Below are 20,415 nucleotides of genomic sequence, written 5' to 3' on the forward strand. Positions count from 1 at the left end.
TTCGGTAAGCGCCGGGCGCCCTGGCAGCATGGGGGCCATGGAGCGGGGGATCGACGTCGACAACGAGGCGGGCGTCGTCGTCATAGGCGACGGCAACGATGTTGTGCTCGGCACGGGCGCGGCGGTCCGCTCGGCGTACCGGGAGCAGGTCCGCCGGATCGCCCCGCCGGAACTCGTCGGCCGGGAGGAGGAGCTGGCGGAACTGGCGGAGTTCTGCCGCACGGGGACCGGGTACCGGTGGTGGCGGGCGGACGCGTGGGCGGGCAAGACGGCGCTGATGGCCTCGTTCGCGCTCGCCCCGCCCCCGGGCGTGCGGATCGTCCCCTTCTTCGTCACGGCCCGGCTCGGCGCGCAGAACGACGTGGTCGCGTACGTGGACGTGGTCCTGGAGCAGCTCGCGGAACTGGCGGGCGAGGGCCTCCCGGCCCTGCTGACCGCCGCGACCCGCGAGGCCCATCTGCTGCGCCTGTACGCCTCCGCCGCCGAGGCCTGCGCGGCGCGCGGCGAGCGCCTGGTGCTCCTCGTGGACGGCCTGGACGAGGACCGGGGCGTGACGACGGGCCCGGACGCCCACTCGATCGCGGCGCTCCTGCCGTACGGCGCGCTCGACCTCCCGGTCGTCGTCTCCGGCCGCCTCAACCCGCCCCTCCCGCCGGACGTCCCCGGGAACCACCCGCTCAGGGACCCGTCGATCGTCCGCCTCCTGGAGTCCTCCCCGAAGGCCCGGGCGATCCGGTCGGAGGCGGAACGGGAACTGAAGCACTTCGTGGAGGGCGGCGGCCTCCCGTACGAACTCCTCGGACTGCTCACGGCGGCGGGCGGCGGCCTGACGGCGGACGACCTGGCGGAACTGACGGGCGAGATCCCGTACCGGGTGAGGGACGTCCTGCGGACGGGGCCGGGGAGGACGTTCGGGCTGCGGGGGGAGGCGTATCTGCTGGCGCACGAGGAGTTGGTCACCGGGGCGCGGGAGATGCTGGGCGCGCGTGAACTCGGCCGGTGGCGCGCGGGGTTGCACGACTGGGCGGAGTCCTGGAGCGAGCGGGGCTGGCCGGACGGGACGCCGGAGTACCTGCTGCACGGGTACGTGCCGATGCTCCGGGCCACCGGGGACGTGGACAGGGCGATCGCCTGCGCACTGGACGTCGTACGGCACGACCGGCTGCTCGTCGCGACCGGCGGGGACGGCGCCGCGCTGACCGAGGTCCGGGCGGCGGAGACGCTGGTGGCGGCCCGGGGCGACCGCCCGGACCTGGTGGCCACGCTGCTGCGGCTCGCGATCCGGCGGGACGGCCTCGAACTGCGCGGCGGACTCGTCCCGCCCGAGGTGGCGGCGGGATGGGCCGCCGTCGGAGAGCCGGACCGCGGGCTCGCCCTCGCACGGGGGGTCGGCGCCCCGCGTGTGGTCAGGGCGCTGTGTACGGTCGCCGAGCGCCTCCTGGCGCGGGGCGACCGGGCCGCCGCCGAGGAGATCGCCGCCGAGGCGGAGGCCCGGGCCCAGGACTCCGGAGACCTCTTCGCACGGGACGACGCGACCGCACGGACCGCGCGGCTGCTGCTCGCGCTGGACGCTCCGGAGCGGGCCGAGCGGCAGATCCGGCGGATCACGGACGAGAACGAGCGTGCCCCGCTCCTGCGGGGGCTGGTGGCGGAGTACGGGAAGGGCGGTGCGTACGAGAGGGCGCTCCGGGCCGCGGCCGAGGAGTCGCACGAGTACCCGCGGGCGCTCGCCAGGGCGGAGACGGTCGGGGACCTGGTCCGTGCGGGCCGGGTCGAGGAGGCGGAGCGAGCGGTGAGGGAGCCGGAGTCGAACCGGGCCGTTCGGGCCTTCGTACTGATCCGCGCCTCGGCCGACCTGGACCGGGCGGGACACCCGGAGAGGGGCGCCGCGACCCTGGCGGAAGGGCTCCGCGAATGGGAGGAGATCCGTCAGGAGGGGGCGGTGAGCCTGGGGCGCGAGCTGAGGGAAGCCCTGGTGGCCGTCGGCGAGTTCGACCGCGCCCGCCGGCCGCACCACGATCCGGTCCTGAGCCGCGACGCGAGCGGCTATGCCGTGGCCCTGGCCCGTCAGGGGGAGTGGGAGCGGGCCTGGGACGTCGTCGACGAACTGCCCGGGGGCCGGGAGCAGGTGATGAACGACTTCGCGCGTGTCCTGGCCGACGCCGGGGACCTCGACGGCGCGGAGGAGGCGGACCGGGAGGCGCCCGGGTACGTCCACGACCTCTGGGAGACCATCGCGACGGGCCGTCTCGCCCGGGACGAGACGGATGCCGTCGAGGCGATCGCGGGCAGGCTGACGGGCAGCGCCCGCGGTTTCGAGCTGATCGGCGAACTCGTCGCGCGGATGGTCGCGGCCGGCCGGGTCGAGCAGGCCCGGGCGGTGGTGGCGCGGATGAGCGGCCCCGAGCACGAGCTGCGGCTCAGCGCTCCACTGATCGGCAGAGCGGCGGAGGCCCTGCACGACGCGGGGCACACCGCGGAGGCGCGGGAACTGCTCGGACGGGCCGAGGAGCGGAGTCGCAGGCCCTCCCGGAGCGACACGGTGCGGCGGCTCGCACGGATCGCCAGGGCGTTGGCACCGACGGAACTGCGGGAGCGGGCGAGGCTTCTGCTCGACGCCGTGGACCCGCACGAGGACCGCTACCACCGCAGCGTGACCCGGGCCCTGCTCGCGGTCGGGGAGCCGGTCCGGGCCCTCGAACACGCCTTGGTCGTGGACGAGTTCGACCAGCTCTTCCTGGTCGCCGAAGTCGTCGGGGGCCTGGTCGCCGCAGGTGAGCGCGACGTCGTGGAGCGGGTGCTCCGGGAGCGGGGTCACTACCAGGAGGACGTCATGGCCGCGGCGCGGGCGCACCTCGACGCGGGCGCGGTCGACACGGCCGCCGCGTACGCACTGCGGCTCGACCTCGACGTCGACGTCGCCGGGGTGCGCGCGGAGGTGGCCGAGGCCCTGGGGCGGCTGGGGCGCCGGGCGGAGGCGGACCGGTGGCTGGACGAGGCCGTGGAAGCGGCCTGGCCCCGGGTCGCGACCACCGCCGTCATGCTGCCGAGCGTGGTCCGCGCCCAGCTCGCCCTCGGACGGCGGGACGAGGCGCACGCCCTCCTGCGGAAGGCCACCTGGGCTTGGACGCACCATTACGGGCGGCTCCAGCCCGAGCATCTGCTCCGGGCGTGGGTCCTGTTCGGCGCGTACGACTCCGCCGTGGAGCTGGCCCTGTCCCTGCCCCGTGGCACCACCGACCGGGCGCTGAGCCTCCTCGCCGTGGACCTCGCCCGGGCGGGACGGTTCGAGCAGGCCGAGACCGTGCTGGCCGGGCTGCACCATCTGGGGCCGGGGTGCGCCGAGGGGTACACGGTTCTCGCCGTCGAGCACCCGGACCCCGCCGAGGCCCGTCGCCTCACCGGGCTCGCCCTGTCTCTCGGCCCCTGGTACGACGCCCTGCCGGCGGTGCTCGCGACCGCGCCGGACGCCGTGGACCTGGTCCTCGCCGAGGCCGACCGCCTGCGCAGAGCGCTGGAGGTCTGAGCGGAGGCCCGGCGGTTAAGCCGACCGCGTCAGGTCCGACGCCCGCACCTCCTCCACGAACCCCTCCCCCCGCACGTAACGCTCCACCTCCCCCACCGCCTGCTCCGCCATCCGGTGCAGCTCGTTGCCGAGCGAGCCCGCCACGTGCGGGGTGAGGAGGACGTTCGGGAGGGTGTACAGGGGGGAGCCCGGGGGCGGGAGCTCCGGGTCCGTGACGTCGAGGATCGCGTGGAGGCGGCCCGTCAGGAGGTGGGGGAGGAGAGCGGACTCGTCCACCAGGGAGCCCCGGGACGTGTTGATCAGGGTCGTTCCGTCCGGCATCGCCGCGAGCTGCGCCGCGCCGATCATGCGGTACGTGGACGGGAGTTGCGGCGCGTGGACCGAGACGACCGTGCTGCGGGCGCAGAGTTCGTCCAGGGAGACCAGTTCCGTGCCCGGGGGCGGGGTCTCGACGTACGGGTCGTACAGGAGGATCTCGAAGTCGAAGGGGTGCAGGAGGTCGATCACCCTCCGGCCGATGCGGGAGGCGCCGACGATGCCGACCGTGCGGCGGTGGTTGCCCCAGCCGGTGGACTCCTCCAGCCAGGCGTGGTCGGTGCGCAGTTCGGCGTACCGCTGGGCCGAGCGCAGGACCCGCTTCCCGGCGAAGAGGATCGCGGCGAGCGTGTACTCGGCGACCGGCAGCGCGTTGGCGGCGGCGGCCGACGTGACCCGCAGGCCCCGTTCCCAGCAGGCGTCGGTGACGTGGTGCTTGACCGAGCCGGCCGCGTGGACGACGGCCCGCAGCCGGGGCGCCCGGTCCAGGACCTCGGCGGTGAGCGGGGTCGCGCCCCAGCAGGTCAGGAGGAGTTCGGCCTCCGCGAGGGCGGCGGCCGTCCGCGCGTCCGGGGCCGTCAGGTCATGGGCGACCAGGTGCGGATCGGTGCGGGTCAGGGCCGCGAGGCGGGCGCGGTGCGCCCCGGTGAACAGGCGGTCGTCGACGCCCGGGCCCATCGCGAGGAGCAGGGCGGGGCGGTTGTCAGTGGTGGGGTGCATCGTGGGAGCGGGCCTTCCTCACTTGACGCTGCCGGCCGTCAGACCGGCCTTCCAGTGGCGCTGGAGGGAGACGAAGGCGATGACGAGGGGGACGACGGCGAGCAGGGAGCCGGTGACGACGAGGGGGTAGTAGTCGGGTTCGGCGTGGGCGTTGCTGTTCCACGCGTACAGGCCGAGGCTCAGCGGGTACAGCTTCTGGTCGGACAGCATCACCAGAGGGAGGAAGAAGTTGTTCCAGACGGCGGTGAACTGGAAGAGGAAGACGGTCACGAAGCCGGGCATGACCATGCGCAGACCGATCGACCAGAAGACGCGCAGCTCGCCCGCCCCGTCGATGCGGGCGGCCTCCAGGGCCTCGTCGGGGACGTAGCCGGCGCAGAAGACCCGGGAGAGGTAGACGCCGAAGGGGTTGACGAGGACGGGGAGCAGGACGGCCCAGTAGGTGTTGACGATCCCGATCTCGCTGGCCAGGAGGTACATCGGCAGGGCGAGCGCGGTGGTGGGGACGAGCACGCCGAGCAGGACGAGGCCGAAGAGCTTCTCCTTGCCCCGGAAGTCGTGGACGTGGAAGGCGTATCCGGCGGCGACGCTGACGAAGGAGCAGGCGAGGGCGCCGACTCCGGCGTAGAGGAGGCTGTTCAGGTACCAGTGGAAGTAGATGCCGTCGTTGTACTCGGCGAGCCGGGAGAGGTTGCCGCCGAGGTCGAAGCCCTCGAAGGAGAAGGCGTTTCCGGCGAGCAGGCCGCCGGCGTCCTTGGTGGCGGCGGTCAGCAGCCAGACGAGCGGGAAGAGCATGTAGACGGTGGCGAGGACGAGGGCGCCGTTGACGGCGGCCTGGGAGAGCCAGACGGAGCCGGAGCGGGGTCGGCCGGTCATGCGGTGCGCTCCTTCCCCGCCTTGCGGCGGCCGGTCAGGCGCGTCACCGCAAAGGAGAGCAGCGCGGCCGTCAGGGCGAGGAGCACGGAGGCCGCCGCGGCGAGCCCGTAGTCGTTGCGGTCGAAGGCCGCGGTGTAGGCGTACATGTTGGGCGTCCAGGTGGAGGTGACGGCGGAGCCGGTGCCCTTGCTGAGGATGAGCGGTTCGGTGAAGAGCTGGAGGGAGCCGATGACGGTGAAGAGGCCGACCATCGCGAGCGAGGCCCTGACGAGCGGGACCTTGACGGAGAAGGCGATGCGCCAGGCCCCCGCCCCGTCGACGGTGGCCGCTTCGAGGACGGAGCGGTCGATGGCCTGGAGGGCCGCGTAGAAGATCACCATGTTGTAGCCGAGCCACTCCCACAGGGCGATGTTCACGACGGAGGGCAGGGCGCCCTCGGGGGAGAAGAAGTCGAAGCCGAGCCCTCCCGCCTCCATGGCCTTCACGACCGGGCTGAGCTGGGGCGTGTAGAGGTAGACCCAGATCAGGGCGGCGATGATGCCGGGCACGGCGTGCGGCAGGAACAGCGCGAGCTGGAAGAAGCGGCGGGCGCGGGCGAGCGCCGAGTCGAGCAGCAGGGCGAGGCCGAGGGCCCCGGCGAGCAGCAGCGGGATGTAGAGCAGGCAGTAGCCGAGCAGGACGCCGAAGCCCTCGCGGAAGGCCCGGTCACCCAGCGCCGCCGTGTAGTTGTCGAGGCCGGTGAAGACGGTCTCGGCGCCGCCGAAGCCCAGTCCGGACTGCTTCTCGGTGAAGAGGCTGAGCCAGACCGCGTAGCCGATCGGCACCACCATCACCGCGGTGAACAGCAGGAAGAAGGGGGTCAGCAGGATCGCGGCGGCGCGGGTGCGGGCCTTCACGCGGATCAGCCCTCGACCTTCAGGCCGCGCTTGGTGAGTTCGGCGACGGTGGCGTCGTGGCCGGCCCTCACGGCGTCGGCGAGGGTCGGGCCGCCCGGGGCGACCGCGCCGAACCGGTCCTTGATGGCGGTGTTGGTGGTGCCGGTGGTCGGGCCCCAGGCCCAGTTGGGGTTGATGGAGGCGCCGGCGGTCTCGAAGAGGGCGTAGATGTCCTGGCCGCCGTAGTAGCCGGCGTCGAAGGCCTTCTTGGCGACCGGGCGCAGGGCCGCGGCGGCGGGGAAGGCGGAGGAGGTGCCGGAGGCGATGCGGGCCTTCACGCCCTCCTCGGTGGTGGACATCCACTCGGCGAAGGCGACGGCCGCGGCCTTCTTCTTGCTGTCCTTGGTCACGGCGAAGGAGGTGCCGCCGAGCATGCCGGCGGCGGGCTTGCCGTCCCAGCTGGGGACCGGGGCGACGGCCCACTTGCCGCTCTGCTCGGGCAGGGTGCCCTTGAGGACGCCCGCGCCCCAGGAGGCGCCGAGGTAGCCGAGGGTGGTGCCGTTCTTGAGGGAGCCGACCCACTCGGGGGAGAACGAGGCGTTCTTGTGGACGAGTCCGGCGTCGAGGAGCCCCTGCCAGTAGGCGGTGACCTTGGTGGTGGCCGGGTCGGTGGTGTTCACCTTCCAGGTGTCGTCCTCGGCCTTGAACCACTGGGCGCCGGCCTGCCAGGCCATGGCCTCGAAGGTGGTCGGGTCGTCCGGGAAGAAGGTGGCGATGCGGGCCTTGGCGTCGGCCTTCTTCACCTGCTCGGCGGCCTTCTTGAAGTCGTCCCAGGTGGCGGGTACCTGGACCTTGTACTTCTCGAAGAGGTCCTTGCGGTAGAAGAAGGCCTGCGGGGAGGCGTCGAAGGGGACGGCCCAGCTCCTGCCGCCGAGGGTGGTGAGCTCGACGCTCTGCGGGAGCAGCTTCGCCCGGTCGGCCTCGGTGAACTCGCCGCCGATGTCCTGGAGGGCGCCGGAGCTCACGAACTCGGGGAGCGAGGAGTACTCGATGGAGACGAGGTCGGGGGCGTTGCCGGCCTTCACGGCGTTGGAGATCTTGGCGTAGCCGCCGGCGGTGCCGGAGGGGATCTCCTCGAACGTCACCTTGACGTCGGTGTGGGAGGCGTTGAAGGCGTCCACGACGTCCTTGGTGCCCTTGGCCCAGCCCCAGAAGGTGATGGTCACGGGCCCGTTCGGCTTGTTCGCGGTGTCGTCACCGCCGCCGCCGCAGGCCGTGAGGACGGCGAGGGCGGTGGCGGTGCCGGCTATGACGCGGGTCGTTCTGCTCCGGAAGGGGGTCACGGCATGGCTCCTGGGGGCGGGACGGCTGGGAGGTTGTGGCCGTGATCCTGTGACCGTTCATGACCGAAGTCAAGAGCGAAAGATTGATTGATCGAAAAAAGAACAGATCGATCAGCGCGCTCCCTTACGGGCGGAAGGCCGGCGCCGGGGCCCCGCACGAGGACCGCACCCGGAGCCACGGCAGCAGGCTCAGATGGCGCCGCGCCGCCGTCTCCGCCTCTCCGGGGCCTTCCCCGGAACCCTCCCCGGCCCCCTCCGTGAGTCGCTCCACAAGCAGCTCCGTCGCGTGCCGCCCCACCTGCCGCTTGGGCGGGGCGACCGCCGTCAGCGGGATGTCGGCGAGCGCGGCGACCTCGTCGTCGTACGCGATCAGGGCCAGGTCCCGCGGCACCCTGACGCCCAGTTCGGCCAGGCGCCGCGCGATCTCGATGGCGTCCACGTCGTTGTGGACCAGGGCCGCGCTCGCCAGGCCGGAGCCGACGGCCTCGTGCAGCGCCCGCACCGCCCGCTCGAACCCCTCCGGATCCGCCTCCGCCGGTACGGAGTCGATGACCGGCCGCGGCTCCGCCAGGCCCAGCGTGCCCAGGGCCTCGGCGTACCCGGCGCGCACCGCGAGCGCCGTCGGGGAGTCCCGGCGGGCGACGAGCAGCGGCGTCGCGTGGCCCAGGGAGAGCAGGTGGCGCAGGGCGAGCAGGACGCCGTGGGCGTGGTCGGAGGCCACCCGGTCCAGGCCGTCGAGCGGACTGCCGGGCTCGGCGCGCCGCTCCAGGAGCACGGCCGGCACGGGCAGTTCGGCCGGCCAGTCCCCGTACGCGGGCCGGTCCTCGGGGCCCCGCCAGCCGGGCGCGACCAGGACGCCCTCGGCGCCCGCCGCGAGCAGCCCCTCCACGCGGGCGCGGTCCTCCTCCGGGCGGTAGTCCGAGACGCGCAGCACGAGCCGGGCCCCGGCGCGGGCAGCCGCCTCGTGCGCGCCCCGGATGACCTCGGCGAAGTAGTACGTGGCGGAGGGCACGAGCAGTCCGAGGACCAGGCCCTCGCCGGGCCGGCCGGCCCCCGGCGTGCCCTGCCGCTCCGGCCAGGACACCTGGCCGTGCACCCGGTCGAGCAGGCCCCGGCCGGCCAGGAGCTCGACGTCCCGGCGGGCGGTGACGGGGGAGACCCCGAGCCGCTCGGCGAGCTCGGCGACGCGGGCGGTGCCGCGCTCGCGCACCAGGGCCAGCAGTCGGTCGTGTCGTTCGGCAGCACTCTCGCGCACGGCGCGGTTCCCCCTCGCGGTGGTGGTGGTCCCCCGAGTCTAGTTCAGAATGATCGAACGGAGGGAGTTTCGATCATTCGCTCGTGAAGTCTTGACGTTCGATCGTGTCCTGTCCAGGATTCCCGGCGACGCAGACGTCACCACCGGGGCCCCAGGGCGCCGCCGGAACCGCCCAGGGAGCAGCATGCCCACGCCGCCCGAGAACCGCGAACCCGGCGTGCGCGTGCCGCCCGGGGGCCGTGAACCCGCCTTGCGCGTGCCGCCCGGGGGCCGTGAACCCGCCTTGTTCGTGCCGTCCGGAGGCTGTGAATCCCTCCCCACACCGTCCGGAGCCCGCGAACCCGGCGCGCCCACGCCGTCCGGGCGCCGTGCACCCGCCCCGCCCACGCCGCCCGAGAACCGCGCGCTCAGCCCCTACACCGGCTGGACCCGGGCCCACTGGGAGGCCGCTGCCGACCGGCTCCTCTTCGACGTGCGCCCCTTCGCCTCGCCCCGGCACGGACTGATCGACCTCCCCGGGCCCCGTCCGAGCTGGTCGGGCACCCGCTCCGACGGTCTGGAGGGCTGGGCCCGCACCTTCCTCCTCGCCGCCCTCCGCGTCGCGGGCGCGCACGGCGAGGACCCCCACGGCCACCTCGACCGGTACGCCCGGGGACTCGCCGCCGGGACGGAGGAGCCGGGCCGGGAGGACGCCGAGTCCTGGCCCCTCATGGCCGGCACCCGCCAGGCGGTCGTCGAGTCCGCCTCCGTCGCCCTCGGTCTGCGCCTCACCCGCCCCTGGCTCTGGGACCGGCTCGACGACCGCGTCCGCGCACGGGTCGTGGACTGGCTGCTGCCCGCCCTCGGCCCGTCCCCGGTCGACAACAACTGGTGGCTCTTCGGCCTCACCGTCGCCGGATTCCTCCGGGACGCCGGGATCGAGACCGACCGCGCCGCCGCCACGATCGACCGCTCCCTCGCCCGCGTCGAGGACTGGTACCTCGGCGACGGCTGGTACAGCGACGGCGACAACCGCGCCTTCGACCACTACAACGCCTGGGCCCTGCACTTCTACCCCGTGCTCCACGCCCACCTGTCCGGCGACCGCGCCCTCCTCGACCGGTACGGGCCCCGGCTCCGCGCCCACCTGGACGACCACGTCCACCTCTTCGACGCGAACGGCGCCCCCGTCCCGTACGGGCGCTCCCTGATCTACCGCTTCGCCGCGGCCGCCGCCCCCTGGCTCGGCGCCCTCACCGGCCACACCCCGCTCGCCCCCGGCGCCACCCGCCGCCTCGCCTCCGGGACCCTGCGGTACTTCCTCGACCGGGGCGCCACCGACGGACGCGGGCTCCTCACCCTCGGCTGGCACGGCCCGTACCCGCCGCTCGTCCAGGAGTACTCGGGTCCGGGCTCCCCCTACTGGGCGTCCAAGGGCTTCCTCGGCCTCCTCCTGCCCGCCGGGCACCCGGTCTGGACCGACCCCGAGGAACCCCTGCCCGCCGAACGCGCCGACACCGTCCGCGCCTTCGCCCCCGCCGGGCTGCTCGTCCAGACCACCGCCGCCGACGGGCTCGTACGCCTCCACAACCACGGCAGCAACCACGTGCACAGCCGCGAGGGCGGCGAGGACGACCCCGGCTACGCCCGCCAGGCCTACTCGACCCGTACGGGACCCACCACCGGGTCCGCCCCGGCCGACAACCACTTCGCGCTGCTCGACGCCGGGGGCCGGGCCACCACCCGGGGGCCCGCCGTCCCCGCCGGAACCGGTCCCGGCTGGGCCGCCTCCCTGCACGTCCCGCGCCCCGGCGTCCGGATCCTCTCCGCGACCCTCGCCCACGGCGCCGCCGAACTCCGCGCCCACCTCGTCCTCGGCGCCCCGGAGGGGACGCCCGTACGGCAGACCGGCTGGGCCACCACGCCCGACGGGCCGCGCGCCCGGCTCGACCCGGTCCACGGACACCCGCCGGAGGACCCGGCCGCCGCGCTCCCCGTGGGGGAGACCCTTCAGGGGCCGGGCGGCCGCGTCCTCGCCCTGTACGGCACCACGCGCGGCCCGGCCGCCCTCTTCGCGTCCCTCGCCTCGCTCACCGCGGAGTCCGACCCGGCCCCCGGCGCCGACCTCGCGCGCGTACGGGTCGACGGCCACGTCCTCCACGTGACCTGGCGGGACGGCACCACCGCGCGCCTGGACCTCGACGCCCTGCTGTGACCGGGGACCGGGAACCGTCTACTTCGGGCCGTACTTCCGTCCCGCCCTGGAGGAGACCCCGCCGAGCAGACCGCGCGGCGCCAGCTTCACCACGCCCATCAGGGCCTTGTAGCGGGGGTCCGGGATCGACAGCGTCTTCCCCCGGTCCAGGTCGGACAGGGCCGACGCCACCAGCTTGTCCGCGTCGAGCCACATCCAGCCCGGGATGTTGTCCGTGCCCATCCCGGCCCGCTCGTGGAACTCGGTCCGCACGAAGCCGGGGCAGAGCGCCATCAGCCGCACCCCGGTGCCCGCCAGGTCCCGCGCCGCGCCCTGGGTGAACTGCACGACCCACGCCTTCGACGCGCCGTACGTGCCCCGGGGAACGAAGGCCGCCACCGAGGCCACGTTCACCACCCCGCCCCGGCGCCGCTCCTTCATCGAGGCGGCGGCGGCCGAGGTCAGCCGCAGCACGGCCTCGCAGTGCACCGTGAGCATCTTCAGCTCGTCGGCCATGGAGACTTCGAGGAAGCGGCCCTTGTTGCCGAAGCCGGCGTTGTTCACGAGCAGGTCCACCGGCCGCCTCGGGTCCGAGAGCCGCGCCTCGACGGCGGCGATCCCCTTCTCCTCGGAGAGGTCCGCCGCGAGCACCTCGGCCTCCACCCCGTGCCGGTCGTGCAGCTCGGTCGCCTGCTCCCGGAGCCGCTTCACGTCCCGGGCCACGAGCACGACGTCGTGGCCGTCGGCCGCGAGCCTCCGGGCGAAGGCGGCCCCGATGCCCGCGGTGGCCCCCGTAATCAGTGCAGTCGTCATACGGGCACGTTAGTGCCCCGGCCGGGCCGGGGGACCGGCGCTATGCCCCGGCGCACTCCTCCGCGTGCCTGTCTGCGGACTCCTCCGCGGACTTCCGCGCGTACTTCTCCGTGTACTGGCGGGCCAGGTCGAGCAGGCCCGACTCCATCCACGCGGCGGCGGCCAGCGTGCCGGGCAGCAGGGACCGCTCGACGGTCGCGGCCCGGTGCAGCAGCGCCACGGTGACGTCGTGGTCGGGCCGGTGCACGACGGTGATCGGATCGCCCGCGCGTACCTCGCCCGGCACGATCACCCGCAGCAGCGCGCCCGGCCCCGCCTCCGAGCGCGTGAACCGCTTGACCCAGCCCTTCTCGCCGAGGAAGCCCGCGAACGTACGGCACGGGATGCGGCCGCCGGTCACCTCCAGGACCACCTCGTCGCCGATCCGCCACCGCTCACCGATCAGGGCGTTGTTGACGTCCAGGCCCCGGGTGGTGAGGTTCTCGCCGAAGGAGCCGTTGGCGAGCTCGCGGCCCAGCTCCCGCTCCCACAGGTCCATGTCCTCGCGGGCGAAGGCGTACGCGGCCCGGTCGGCGCCGCCGTGGAAGCGCAGGTCGCAGACGTCGTCCCCGGCGAGCCCGCTCCGCCCGACGCCGAGCGGCCCCGGCGCCTCGATCCGCACGGCCCCCTCGACGGGGCGCTTGTCGATGGCCGTACGGCCGGCGGGGGCGTCGGTGTAGTCCACGGCCCTGGCGCGGCCCACATTCACACTCAGCAAGGTCATGTGGGCACTTTACGGGCGTCTCTCTCAAAGCCGTTAAGCGGTATTCGAACCCTTTCCCAAGAATCGCTTATGCTGGATCCATGATCGAGGCCCGCCACCTCCGCGTCCTGCGCGCCGTCGCCGCCACCGGCTCCTTCTCGGCCGCCGCGCGCGAACTCGGCTGCACCCAGCCCGCCGTCAGCCAGCAGATGAAGGCGCTCGAAGCCTCCGCCGGCACGCCGCTGCTGATCCGCACGGGCCGCGAGATGCGCCTCACCCAGGCGGGCGAGGTCCTGGTGCGCCACGCCTCCGGCATCCTCGCCGGGCTCACCGCCGCCGAGGAGGAGGTCGCCGCGATCGCCGGGCTCCGCGCCGGCCGGGTCCGCCTGGTCTCCTTCCCGAGCGGCAGCTCCACCCTCGTCCCCACCGCCCTGGCCGCCCTGCGGGCCGCGCACCCCGGCACCCGGGTCTCCCTGGTCGAGGCCGAACCGCCGCGCTCGATCGAGATGCTCCGCGAGGGCGACTGCGACATCGCCCTCGCCTTCCGGTACGGGGCGGGGCGGGCCGAGTGGGACGACCTGGTCGTCCGGCCGCTGCTCGCCGACCGGCTCGTGGGCCTGGTCCCGGAGGGGCACCGGCTCGCCGGGGCCGGTTCGGTCGGCATCGCGGAGCTGGCGGACGAGTCCTGGATCGCGGGCTGCCCGCGCTGCCGCCGCCAGCTCGTGGACGTCTGCGAGGAGGCGGGCTTCACGCCCCGCATCGACTTCGCGACCGACGACTACCCGGCCGTGGTGGGCCTGGTGGGGGCGGGGCTGGGCGTGGCCGTCCTGCCGGCCCTCGCCATCGAGTCCGTACGGCCCAAGGGGGCGCGGACCGTGGCCGTGGAGCCCGCCGTGGAGCGGGAGATCGTGGCCCTGACCCTGCCGGACCTGGCGCAGGTCCCGGCGGTCGCCGCCACGCTGGACGAGCTGGCACGCGCCGCCACGCGCGCGTAGGCACCCGTCCGGTGCCCTCGCGCGCGTGGGCGCGGTGGGGGTCGCTGTTCTCGGTTCCTGGCTCTCGGATCTCGGTTCTCGTCGGACCCCGGAGCCGCCCGGGGCCTCAGGGCCCCGAAGCCGTTCGGGGCTGCGGGAAGCTACCCGGAGAAACGTTCCTTCACATGGACGCCGGCGCGGCCGTCGAGGCCGTGGGCGCCGTCGTGATCAGACGGTTGCGGGCGCGTCCCATGAGCTCTTCGCGTTCGTCCTCGGTGAGGCCGCCCCAGACGCCGTAGGGCTCCCGCACGGCGAGTGCGTGTGCCGCGCACTCCGCGCGCACCGGGCACCGCATGCAGACCTCTTTCGCCGAGTTCTCACGCGCACTCCGTGCCGCGCCGCGCTCTCCCTCGGGGTGGAAGAACAGAGAGCTGTCGACCCCGCGGCAGGCCGCGAGCAGTTGCCAGTCCCACAGATCGGCGTTGGGTCCGGGAAGGCGGGAGAAATCTGCCATTGCGCTTGTCCCCTTGAAACCGTGTCGAACGGATAGGTGGGCGGGTTGATGGCTGACGGCCGGGGCTCCTTCCGGTCCCCGACAGCTCGGGTCGTTACACCTACTGTCTAAGTAGATGTAAATATGACTCATTGCGAATCTAGGCACAGACACCTCGAAAAGGGAAGAAATCCCGCTAAATGGGGCATACCTTTTGATCTCCGGACGGAAGGGCCGCGTCGCTCTTCTCCGCGCACGGTCCCTCACGTAGAGTGCCGAAGCCTGCCGTCCGACCCGTAACTCTTTCGAGTGACCGTCGTTGAGAGTGCGGAGGCGGTTGGAGGAATAAGCGATCGGGCAGGTGTCCGAGAGCGTCAACCGCACAGGTGACGATACGTACAGCCCTGGAGGCTCAAGGTGACGCGCAACAGCTGCGAGAGCCGCGGAGGTCAGGCATGACATCCGTCCTCGTCTGCGACGACTCCCCGCTTGCCCGAGAGGCGCTCCGCCGCGCGGTCGCGACCGTGCCCGGCGTCGAGCGCGTGACCACCGCGGCCAACGGCGAGGAAGTCCTCCGCCGCTGGGGCGCGGACCGCTCGGACCTGATTCTGATGGACGTGCGCATGCCCGGCCTGGGCGGCGTGGAAACCGTCCGCCGGCTGCTCTCGGCGGACCCCGGCGCCCGCATCATCATGCTCACGGTCGCCGAGGACCTCGACGGCGTCGCACTCGCGGTCGCCGCGGGTGCCCGTGGCTATCTGCACAAGGACGCCTCGCGCGCCGAGCTGCGGGCCACGGTCACCCAGGCGCTCGCCGACCCGACCTGGCGGCTCGCCCCGCGCCGCCTCCGCTCGGCCGAGATGGGCGCCGCGCCCACCCTCACCGCGCGCGAGATCCAGGTCCTCGAAGGCATGAGCCACGGCCGGTCCAACGCGGAGATCGGGCGCGAGCTCTTCCTCTCCGAGGACACGGTCAAGACCCACGCCCGGCGCCTCTTCAAGAAGCTGGGCGCCTCGGACCGCGCCCACGCCGTCGCGCTCGGCTTCCGCTGGGGCCTGGTCCGCTGAAGTCGCAGGTCACCTGCCGCATCCCCGTCCCCGTCCGCGTCCTTCGCGGGGTGGACGGGGTGGGCTTGTGTCACTTCCCCGCCGGATGACGCATCCTTGAGATGTGGAGTTCCTCGGGGACGAGTCGATCGAGCGGGAGGGGAGGGCGCGGGAGATGAGTTCCGGCGCACCTGCTCATAACGCTTCGGTGCACAACTACGGACACGGTGCCACGAGCGCGGAAGCGTCGGGGCACCATGGAGCGATGCGCGACGACGAGACCGCGGGGTCCCCCATGCCTTCCGGGCAGGGGGAGATCGGCGCGCTCGTCCGCCGCGCGGTCGACGGCGACGCGCAGGCCACGCACGATCTCCTCGCGCGCGTGCATCCGCTCGCCCTGCGGTACTGCCGCACCCGCCTCAACCGGCTGCCCGGCGACGCCCGGCACTTCGTCGAGGACCTCGCCCAGGAGGTCTGCGTCGCCGTCCTGATGGCGCTGCCGCGCTACAAGGACACGGGCAGGCCCTTCGAGGCCTTCGTCTTCGCCATCGCCGGACACAAGGTCGCCGACCTCCAGCGGGCCGCCATGCGGCACCCCGGGTCCACGGCCGTGCCCTCCGACGAGATGCCCGAGCGGCCCGACGACTCCCTCGGGCCCGAGGAGCGGGCGCTGCTCAGCGACGACGCCGAGTGGGCCAAGAAGCTGCTCGCCAACCTCCCGGAGAACCAGCGCGAACTGCTCGTGCTACGGGTCGCCGTCGGGCTCACCGCCGAGGAGACCGGGCAGATGCTCGGCATGTCCCCCGGCGCCGTCCGGGTCGCCCAGCACCGCGCCCTCAGCCGGCTCCGCGCGCTGGCGGAGCAGTGACCCCGAGGCCTTCGGCGGCCCTGGCCGGTCGGTAAGCCCCGCCGGGTTCCGTCATCCCTTTCGTCCACGTGCGAACGTCCAAAGCTGCCCGCTGATCTTGATCGTGGAATGAGACACCGCTCGGGCCCGTTAGCATGGACATCCCGCACCGATCAAGGCCATTTGGGAAGGTGTCATGACTGCCAACGTCGACGGAGTGCCCGGTAAATTCGCGACACTCGGGCTGACCTACGACGACGTGCTGCTGCTGCCGGGAGCCTCCGAGGTCCTCCCCAACGCGGTCGACACCTCGTCCCGCATCTCGCGCAACGTCCGCGTCAACATCCCGCTGCTCTCGGCGGCGATGGACAAGGTGACCGAGTCCCGGATGGCCATCGCGATGGCCCGCCTGGGCGGCGTCGGCGTGCTCCACCGCAACCTGTCCGTCGAGGACCAGGTCAACCAGGTCGACCTGGTCAAGCGTTCCGAGTCCGGCATGGTCACCGACCCCATCACGGTGCACCCGGAGGCGACGCTCGCCGAGGCGGACGCGCTCTGCGCCAAGTTCCGCATCAGCGGCGTCCCGGTCACCACCCCCGCCGGCAAGCTGCTCGGCATCGTGACCAACCGCGACATGGCCTTCGAGAGCGACCGCGAGCGCCAGGTCCGCGAGGTCATGACGCCGATGCCGCTGGTCACCGGCAAGGTCGGCATCTCCGGCGTCGACGCCATGGAGCTGCTGCGCCGCCACAAGATCGAGAAGCTGCCGCTGGTCGACGACGAGGGCGTCCTCAAGGGCCTCATCACCGTCAAGGACTTCGTCAAGGCGGAGAAGTACCCGAACGCCGCCAAGGACGCCGAGGGCCGCCTGCTCGTCGGCGCCGCCGTGGGCGCCAGCCCCGAGGCCCTGGAGCGCGCCCAGGCGCTCGCCGCCGCCGGTGTGGACTTCCTGGTCGTCGACACCTCGCACGGCCACAACAGCAACGCCCTGAGCTGGATGGCGAAGATCAAGTCGAGCGTGGACGTCGACGTGATCGGCGGGAACGTCGCCACCCGCGACGGCGCGCAGGCGCTGATCGACGCCGGCGTCGACGGCATCAAGGTCGGGGTGGGCCCCGGCTCCATCTGCACCACCCGCGTGGTCGCCGGCATCGGCGTCCCGCAGGTCACCGCCATCTACGAGGCCTCCCTCGCGGCCCGCGCCGCCGGCGTCCCGCTGATCGGCGACGGCGGCCTGCAGTACTCCGGCGACATCGGCAAGGCGCTCGCCGCCGGCGCCGACACCGTGATGCTCGGCAGCCTCCTCGCCGGCTGCGAGGAGTCGCCCGGCGAGCTGCTCTTCATCAACGGCAAGCAGTTCAAGTCGTACCGCGGCATGGGCTCGCTCGGCGCCATGCAGTCCCGCGGCCAGGGCCGGTCCTACTCCAAGGACCGCTACTTCCAGGCCGAGGTCTCCTCCGACGACAAGCTCGTCCCCGAGGGCGTCGAGGGCCAGGTGCCCTACCGGGGCCCGCTCTCCAACGTCCTGCACCAGCTCGTCGGCGGCCTCCGCCAGACCATGGGCTACGTGGGCGCGGCCACCGTCGCGGAGATGGAGTCCAAGGGCCGCTTCGTGCGGATCACCGCGGCGGGCCTCAAGGAGAGCCACCCGCACGACATCCAGATGACGGTCGAGGCGCCGAACTACAGCAGGAAGTAACGCGCACGCGGGTGAGGGGCGGTTCCGGGACGTGGCCGGAACCGCCCCTCCCACGTGTGTCGGGGATACTGGTAGGCGCAGACGTAGAGGGAAAGGCCACACATCGTGACTGAGATCGAGATCGGGCGCGGCAAGCGCGGCCGCAGGGCGTACGCGTTCGACGACATCGCCGTCGTGCCCAGCCGGCGCACCCGGGACCCGAAGGAGGTCTCGATCGCCTGGCAGATCGACGCCTACCGGTTCGAGCTGCCGTTCCTGGCCGCTCCCATGGACTCGGTCGTCTCGCCGCAGACCGCCATCCGGATCGGCGAGATGGGCGGCCTGGGCGTCCTGAACCTCGAAGGCCTGTGGACCCGGTACGAGGACCCGCAGCCGCTCCTGGACGAGATCGCGGAGCTGGACGAGGCCACCGCGACCCGCCGCCTCCAGGAGATCTACTCCGCCCCCATCCAGGAGGAGCTGATCGGCAAGCGCATCAAGGAGGTGCGCGACTCCGGCGTCGTCACCGCCGCCGCGCTCTCCCCGCAGCGCACCGCGCAGTTCTCCAAGGCCGTCGTCGACGCCGGGGTGGACCTCTTCGTCATCCGCGGCACGACGGTCTCCGCCGAGCACGTCTCGGGCGCGGCCGAGCCGCTGAACCTGAAGCAGTTCATCTACGAGCTGGACGTCCCGGTCATCGTCGGCGGCTGCGCCACGTACACCGCGGCCCTGCACCTGATGCGCACCGGCGCCGCGGGCGTCCTGGTCGGCTTCGGCGGCGGCGCCGCGCACACCACCCGCAACGTCCTGGGCATCCAGGTCCCGATGGCGACCGCCGTCGCGGACGTGGCCGCGGCGCGCCGCGACTACATGGACGAGTCCGGCGGCCGGTACGTGCACGTGATCGCCGACGGCGGCGTGGGCTGGTCCGGCGACCTGCCGAAGGCGATCGCCTGCGGCGCCGACGCGGTCATGATCGGCTCCCCGCTGGCCCGTGCCACGGACGCGCCCGGCAAGGGCCACCACTGGGGCATGGAGGCCGTCCACGAGGACGTGCCGCGCGGCAAGCTGGTCGACCTGGGCATCGTCGGCACCACCGAGGAGATCCTCGCGGGCCCGTCGCACACCCCGGACGGCTCGATGAACTTCTTCGGCGCCCTGCGCCGCGCGATGGCCACCACGGGCTACAGCGAGCTCAAGGAGTTCCAGCGCGTCGAGGTCACGGTCGCGGACGCGCAGCACAAGCGCTGACCGTTCCCGACATGTGGAGGGGCCCCGCACCGACCGGTGCGGGGCCCCTCCGCGTGTCCGCTCAGAGGCGGTGGGCCGCGCCCGCCGGGGTGGCGCCGCGGGTGTCGAGGAGGAGCTGCGCCTTCACCGAGAGGCCCTGGAGGTCGTAGGTGCGGTGGTGCTGGAGCAGGACCGTCAGGTCGGCGTGGGCGGCGGCCTCGTAGAGGGAGTCCGGGCGGGGGACGGGGAGTTCGCGGACGCGCCAGTCGGGGACGTACGGGTCGTGGTAGCTGACGGCCGCGCCCAGGTCCATCAGGCGGCGGGCGATCTCGTCGGCGGGCGAGCCCTGCCGGTCGGGCAGGTCAGGCTTGTACGTGATGCCGAGCAGCAGGATCCTGGCCCCCCGCGCCGACTTCCCGTGCTCGTTGAGGAGGGCGGCGGCGCGTTGCACGACGTACGCCGGCATGCGCTCGTTGACCTGGCCCGCGAGTTCGACCAGGCGGAGCGGGCGGTGGGCGCCGACGGTGTCGACGGGGACGCCGTGGCCGCCGACGCCGGGTCCCGGGCGGAAGGCCTGGAAGCCGAAGGGCTTGGTCTCGGCGCAGCGGATGACGTCCCAGAGGTCGACGCCGAGTTCGTGGCAGAGGACCGACATCTCGTTGACGAGGGCGATGTTGACGTGCCGGAAGTTGGTCTCCAGGAGCTTGACCGTCTCCGCCTCGCGGGGTCCACGCGCGCGTACCACCTTGTCGGTGAGGCGTCCGTAGAAGGCGGCGGCCGACTCGGTGCAGGCGGGGGTGAGGCCGCCGATGACCTTGGGGGTGCCGGCGTAGCCGTGGGTGCGGCTGCCGGGGTCGAGCCGGCCGGGGGAGTACGCGAGGTGGAAGTCGCGGCCCGCGCGCAGTCCGGAGCCCGTTTCGAGGACGTCGCGGAGCAGGCCCTCGGTGGTGCCCGGCGGGACGGGGGACTCCAGGACGACGGTGGTGTGCGGGCGCAGCCGGCCGGCGAGCGCGCGGGCGGCGTCGGTGACGGCGGTGAGGTCGAGGGCCCGGTCGGGGCCGAGGGGGGTCGGGGGGCAGAGGACGGCGGTGCGGACCCGGCCGAGTTCGGCGGGGTCGTGGGTCGGGCGGAAGCCCCCCGCGAGCATCCGGCGGACCTCCGGGACGGTGAGGGGGCCGTCGGCCGGTGTGCGGCCCGCGGCGAGTTCGGCGGCGGGCCGCGGGTCGGTGTCGTAGCCGATGGTGTCGATGCCCGCGGCGGTGGCGGCACGGGCGAGGGGGAGTCCGTGGTGGCCGAGGCCGATGACGGCGAGATCAGCGGGCATGGGGGGTGGGCCGTCCTTCCCAGTAGCCGTAGGGGGCGCGACGCGCAAGCCCGGTGGGCGGAACGGGTCGCGCGCAATGTCAGACTAGGCGTAAATATGACCGTTATGTCGCATTGAGGCGGTTGTGGATCACCGAGTGTTGTCCACAGGTTGGTGGTGAGGCGGTGGCTGAAGTCGCCGGGGCG

At 73.4% G+C, this 20,415-nt stretch carries 16 protein-coding genes; 7 read left to right on the plus strand and 9 right to left on the minus strand.

Annotated elements, in window-relative coordinates:
* Window positions 1–37: 37 nt before the first annotated feature.
* Complete coding sequence (locus ACWGSR_RS05725; RefSeq protein ID WP_453563763.1) at window positions 38–3,526, plus strand: hypothetical protein; 3,489 nt, start codon at window positions 38–40, stop codon at window positions 3,524–3,526.
* Window positions 3,527–3,541: 15 nt separating this feature from the next.
* Here ACWGSR_RS05725 and ACWGSR_RS05730 read toward each other — a convergent pair whose 3' ends face one another.
* The 5 genes from ACWGSR_RS05730 to ACWGSR_RS05750 form a co-directional block, all read right to left on the minus strand.
* Entirely contained in the window at window positions 3,542–4,561 is a 1,020-nt protein-coding gene (locus ACWGSR_RS05730) for a hydroxyacid dehydrogenase (protein ID WP_453563765.1), read from the minus strand.
* 18 nt (window positions 4,562–4,579) lie between these two features.
* A complete protein-coding gene (locus tag ACWGSR_RS05735) occupies window positions 4,580–5,437 on the minus strand; it encodes a carbohydrate ABC transporter permease (RefSeq protein WP_453563767.1) in 858 nt (285 codons plus the stop codon).
* On the minus strand, window positions 5,434–6,333 hold the full coding sequence (locus ACWGSR_RS05740) for a carbohydrate ABC transporter permease (protein WP_453563770.1): 900 nt from the start codon (window positions 6,331–6,333) through the stop codon (window positions 5,434–5,436). Before ACWGSR_RS05740 ends, ACWGSR_RS05735 begins: the two co-directional genes overlap by 4 nt.
* A gap of 5 nt (window positions 6,334–6,338) precedes the next feature.
* Window positions 6,339–7,655, minus strand: a complete 1,317-nt coding sequence (locus tag ACWGSR_RS05745; protein ID WP_453563772.1) for an ABC transporter substrate-binding protein — start codon at window positions 7,653–7,655, stop codon at window positions 6,339–6,341.
* A gap of 124 nt (window positions 7,656–7,779) precedes the next feature.
* Window positions 7,780–8,910: a substrate-binding domain-containing protein gene (locus tag ACWGSR_RS05750; RefSeq protein ID WP_453563774.1), complete on the minus strand. Its 1,131-nt coding sequence runs from the start codon at window positions 8,908–8,910 to the stop codon at window positions 7,780–7,782.
* A 184-nt stretch (window positions 8,911–9,094) separates the two neighbouring features.
* Here ACWGSR_RS05750 and ACWGSR_RS05755 point away from each other — a divergent pair, with 184 nt between their 5' ends.
* The gene (locus tag ACWGSR_RS05755) at window positions 9,095–11,104 is read left to right on the plus strand and encodes a DUF2264 domain-containing protein (protein WP_453563776.1); all 2,010 of its coding nucleotides are present in this window, start codon (window positions 9,095–9,097) and stop codon (window positions 11,102–11,104) included.
* Window positions 11,105–11,122: 18 nt separating this feature from the next.
* Here the strand turns inward: ACWGSR_RS05755 and ACWGSR_RS05760 are convergent, their stop codons facing one another.
* Both ACWGSR_RS05760 and ACWGSR_RS05765 read right to left on the minus strand, forming a co-directional pair.
* Entirely contained in the window at window positions 11,123–11,896 is a 774-nt protein-coding gene (locus ACWGSR_RS05760) for an SDR family NAD(P)-dependent oxidoreductase (RefSeq protein ID WP_376232351.1), read from the minus strand.
* 40 nt (window positions 11,897–11,936) lie between these two features.
* Window positions 11,937–12,659, minus strand: a complete 723-nt coding sequence (locus ACWGSR_RS05765; protein WP_453563779.1) for an MOSC domain-containing protein — start codon at window positions 12,657–12,659, stop codon at window positions 11,937–11,939.
* Window positions 12,660–12,739: 80 nt separating this feature from the next.
* Here ACWGSR_RS05765 and ACWGSR_RS05770 point away from each other — a divergent pair, with 80 nt between their 5' ends.
* Window positions 12,740–13,633 carry a LysR family transcriptional regulator gene (locus ACWGSR_RS05770; RefSeq protein ID WP_376232348.1) on the plus strand — a complete coding sequence of 298 codons (894 nt, stop codon included), beginning with the start codon at window positions 12,740–12,742 and terminating at the stop codon, window positions 13,631–13,633.
* Between the two features lie 160 nt (window positions 13,634–13,793).
* On the opposite strand, the gene ACWGSR_RS05775 is transcribed toward ACWGSR_RS05770, so the two are convergent.
* Window positions 13,794–14,126: a WhiB family transcriptional regulator gene (locus ACWGSR_RS05775; protein WP_366371089.1), complete on the minus strand. Its 333-nt coding sequence runs from the start codon at window positions 14,124–14,126 to the stop codon at window positions 13,794–13,796.
* Window positions 14,127–14,560: 434 nt separating this feature from the next.
* Here ACWGSR_RS05775 and ACWGSR_RS05780 point away from each other — a divergent pair, with 434 nt between their 5' ends.
* The 4 genes from ACWGSR_RS05780 (at window position 14,561) to ACWGSR_RS05795 (ending at window position 18,927) form a co-directional block, all read left to right on the plus strand.
* Window positions 14,561–15,172 carry a response regulator transcription factor gene (locus ACWGSR_RS05780; protein ID WP_003948568.1) on the plus strand — a complete coding sequence of 204 codons (612 nt, stop codon included), beginning with the start codon at window positions 14,561–14,563 and terminating at the stop codon, window positions 15,170–15,172.
* A 244-nt stretch (window positions 15,173–15,416) separates the two neighbouring features.
* Entirely contained in the window at window positions 15,417–16,019 is a 603-nt protein-coding gene (locus tag ACWGSR_RS05785; RefSeq protein WP_376232346.1) for a sigma-70 family RNA polymerase sigma factor, read from the plus strand.
* A 175-nt stretch (window positions 16,020–16,194) separates the two neighbouring features.
* Complete coding sequence (gene guaB / locus ACWGSR_RS05790; protein ID WP_376232345.1) at window positions 16,195–17,697, plus strand: IMP dehydrogenase; 1,503 nt, start codon at window positions 16,195–16,197, stop codon at window positions 17,695–17,697.
* Window positions 17,698–17,802: 105 nt separating this feature from the next.
* On the plus strand, window positions 17,803–18,927 hold the full coding sequence (locus ACWGSR_RS05795; protein WP_376232343.1) for a GuaB3 family IMP dehydrogenase-related protein: 1,125 nt from the start codon (window positions 17,803–17,805) through the stop codon (window positions 18,925–18,927).
* A 61-nt stretch (window positions 18,928–18,988) separates the two neighbouring features.
* On the opposite strand, the gene ACWGSR_RS05800 is transcribed toward ACWGSR_RS05795, so the two are convergent.
* Window positions 18,989–20,230, minus strand: a complete 1,242-nt coding sequence (locus ACWGSR_RS05800) for a nucleotide sugar dehydrogenase (protein WP_376232342.1) — start codon at window positions 20,228–20,230, stop codon at window positions 18,989–18,991.
* Window positions 20,231–20,415: the final 185 nt, after the last annotated feature.

The sequence above is a fragment of the Streptomyces sp. NPDC055632 genome (genome assembly GCF_053618675.1).

What these genes read in the sequence shown, in the direction of transcription:
- ACWGSR_RS05760 (WP_376232351.1), bottom strand. Translation starts at nt 11,896, where the DNA reads ATGACGACTGCACTGATTACGGGGGCCACCGCGGGCATCGGGGCCGCC.
- ACWGSR_RS05725 (WP_453563763.1), top strand. Translation starts at nt 38, where the DNA reads ATGGAGCGGGGGATCGACGTCGACAACGAGGCGGGCGTCGTCGTCATA.
- ACWGSR_RS05785 (WP_376232346.1), top strand. Translation starts at nt 15,417, where the DNA reads ATGCGCGACGACGAGACCGCGGGGTCCCCCATGCCTTCCGGGCAGGGG.
- guaB (WP_376232345.1), top strand. Translation starts at nt 16,195, where the DNA reads ATGACTGCCAACGTCGACGGAGTGCCCGGTAAATTCGCGACACTCGGG.
- ACWGSR_RS05780 (WP_003948568.1), top strand. Translation starts at nt 14,561, where the DNA reads ATGACATCCGTCCTCGTCTGCGACGACTCCCCGCTTGCCCGAGAGGCG.
- ACWGSR_RS05765 (WP_453563779.1), bottom strand. Translation starts at nt 12,659, where the DNA reads ATGACCTTGCTGAGTGTGAATGTGGGCCGCGCCAGGGCCGTGGACTAC.
- ACWGSR_RS05770 (WP_376232348.1), top strand. Translation starts at nt 12,740, where the DNA reads ATGATCGAGGCCCGCCACCTCCGCGTCCTGCGCGCCGTCGCCGCCACC.
- ACWGSR_RS05735 (WP_453563767.1), bottom strand. Translation starts at nt 5,437, where the DNA reads ATGACCGGCCGACCCCGCTCCGGCTCCGTCTGGCTCTCCCAGGCCGCC.
- ACWGSR_RS05775 (WP_366371089.1), bottom strand. Translation starts at nt 14,126, where the DNA reads ATGGCAGATTTCTCCCGCCTTCCCGGACCCAACGCCGATCTGTGGGAC.
- ACWGSR_RS05730 (WP_453563765.1), bottom strand. Translation starts at nt 4,561, where the DNA reads ATGCACCCCACCACTGACAACCGCCCCGCCCTGCTCCTCGCGATGGGC.
- ACWGSR_RS05755 (WP_453563776.1), top strand. Translation starts at nt 9,095, where the DNA reads ATGCCCACGCCGCCCGAGAACCGCGAACCCGGCGTGCGCGTGCCGCCC.
- ACWGSR_RS05800 (WP_376232342.1), bottom strand. Translation starts at nt 20,230, where the DNA reads ATGCCCGCTGATCTCGCCGTCATCGGCCTCGGCCACCACGGACTCCCC.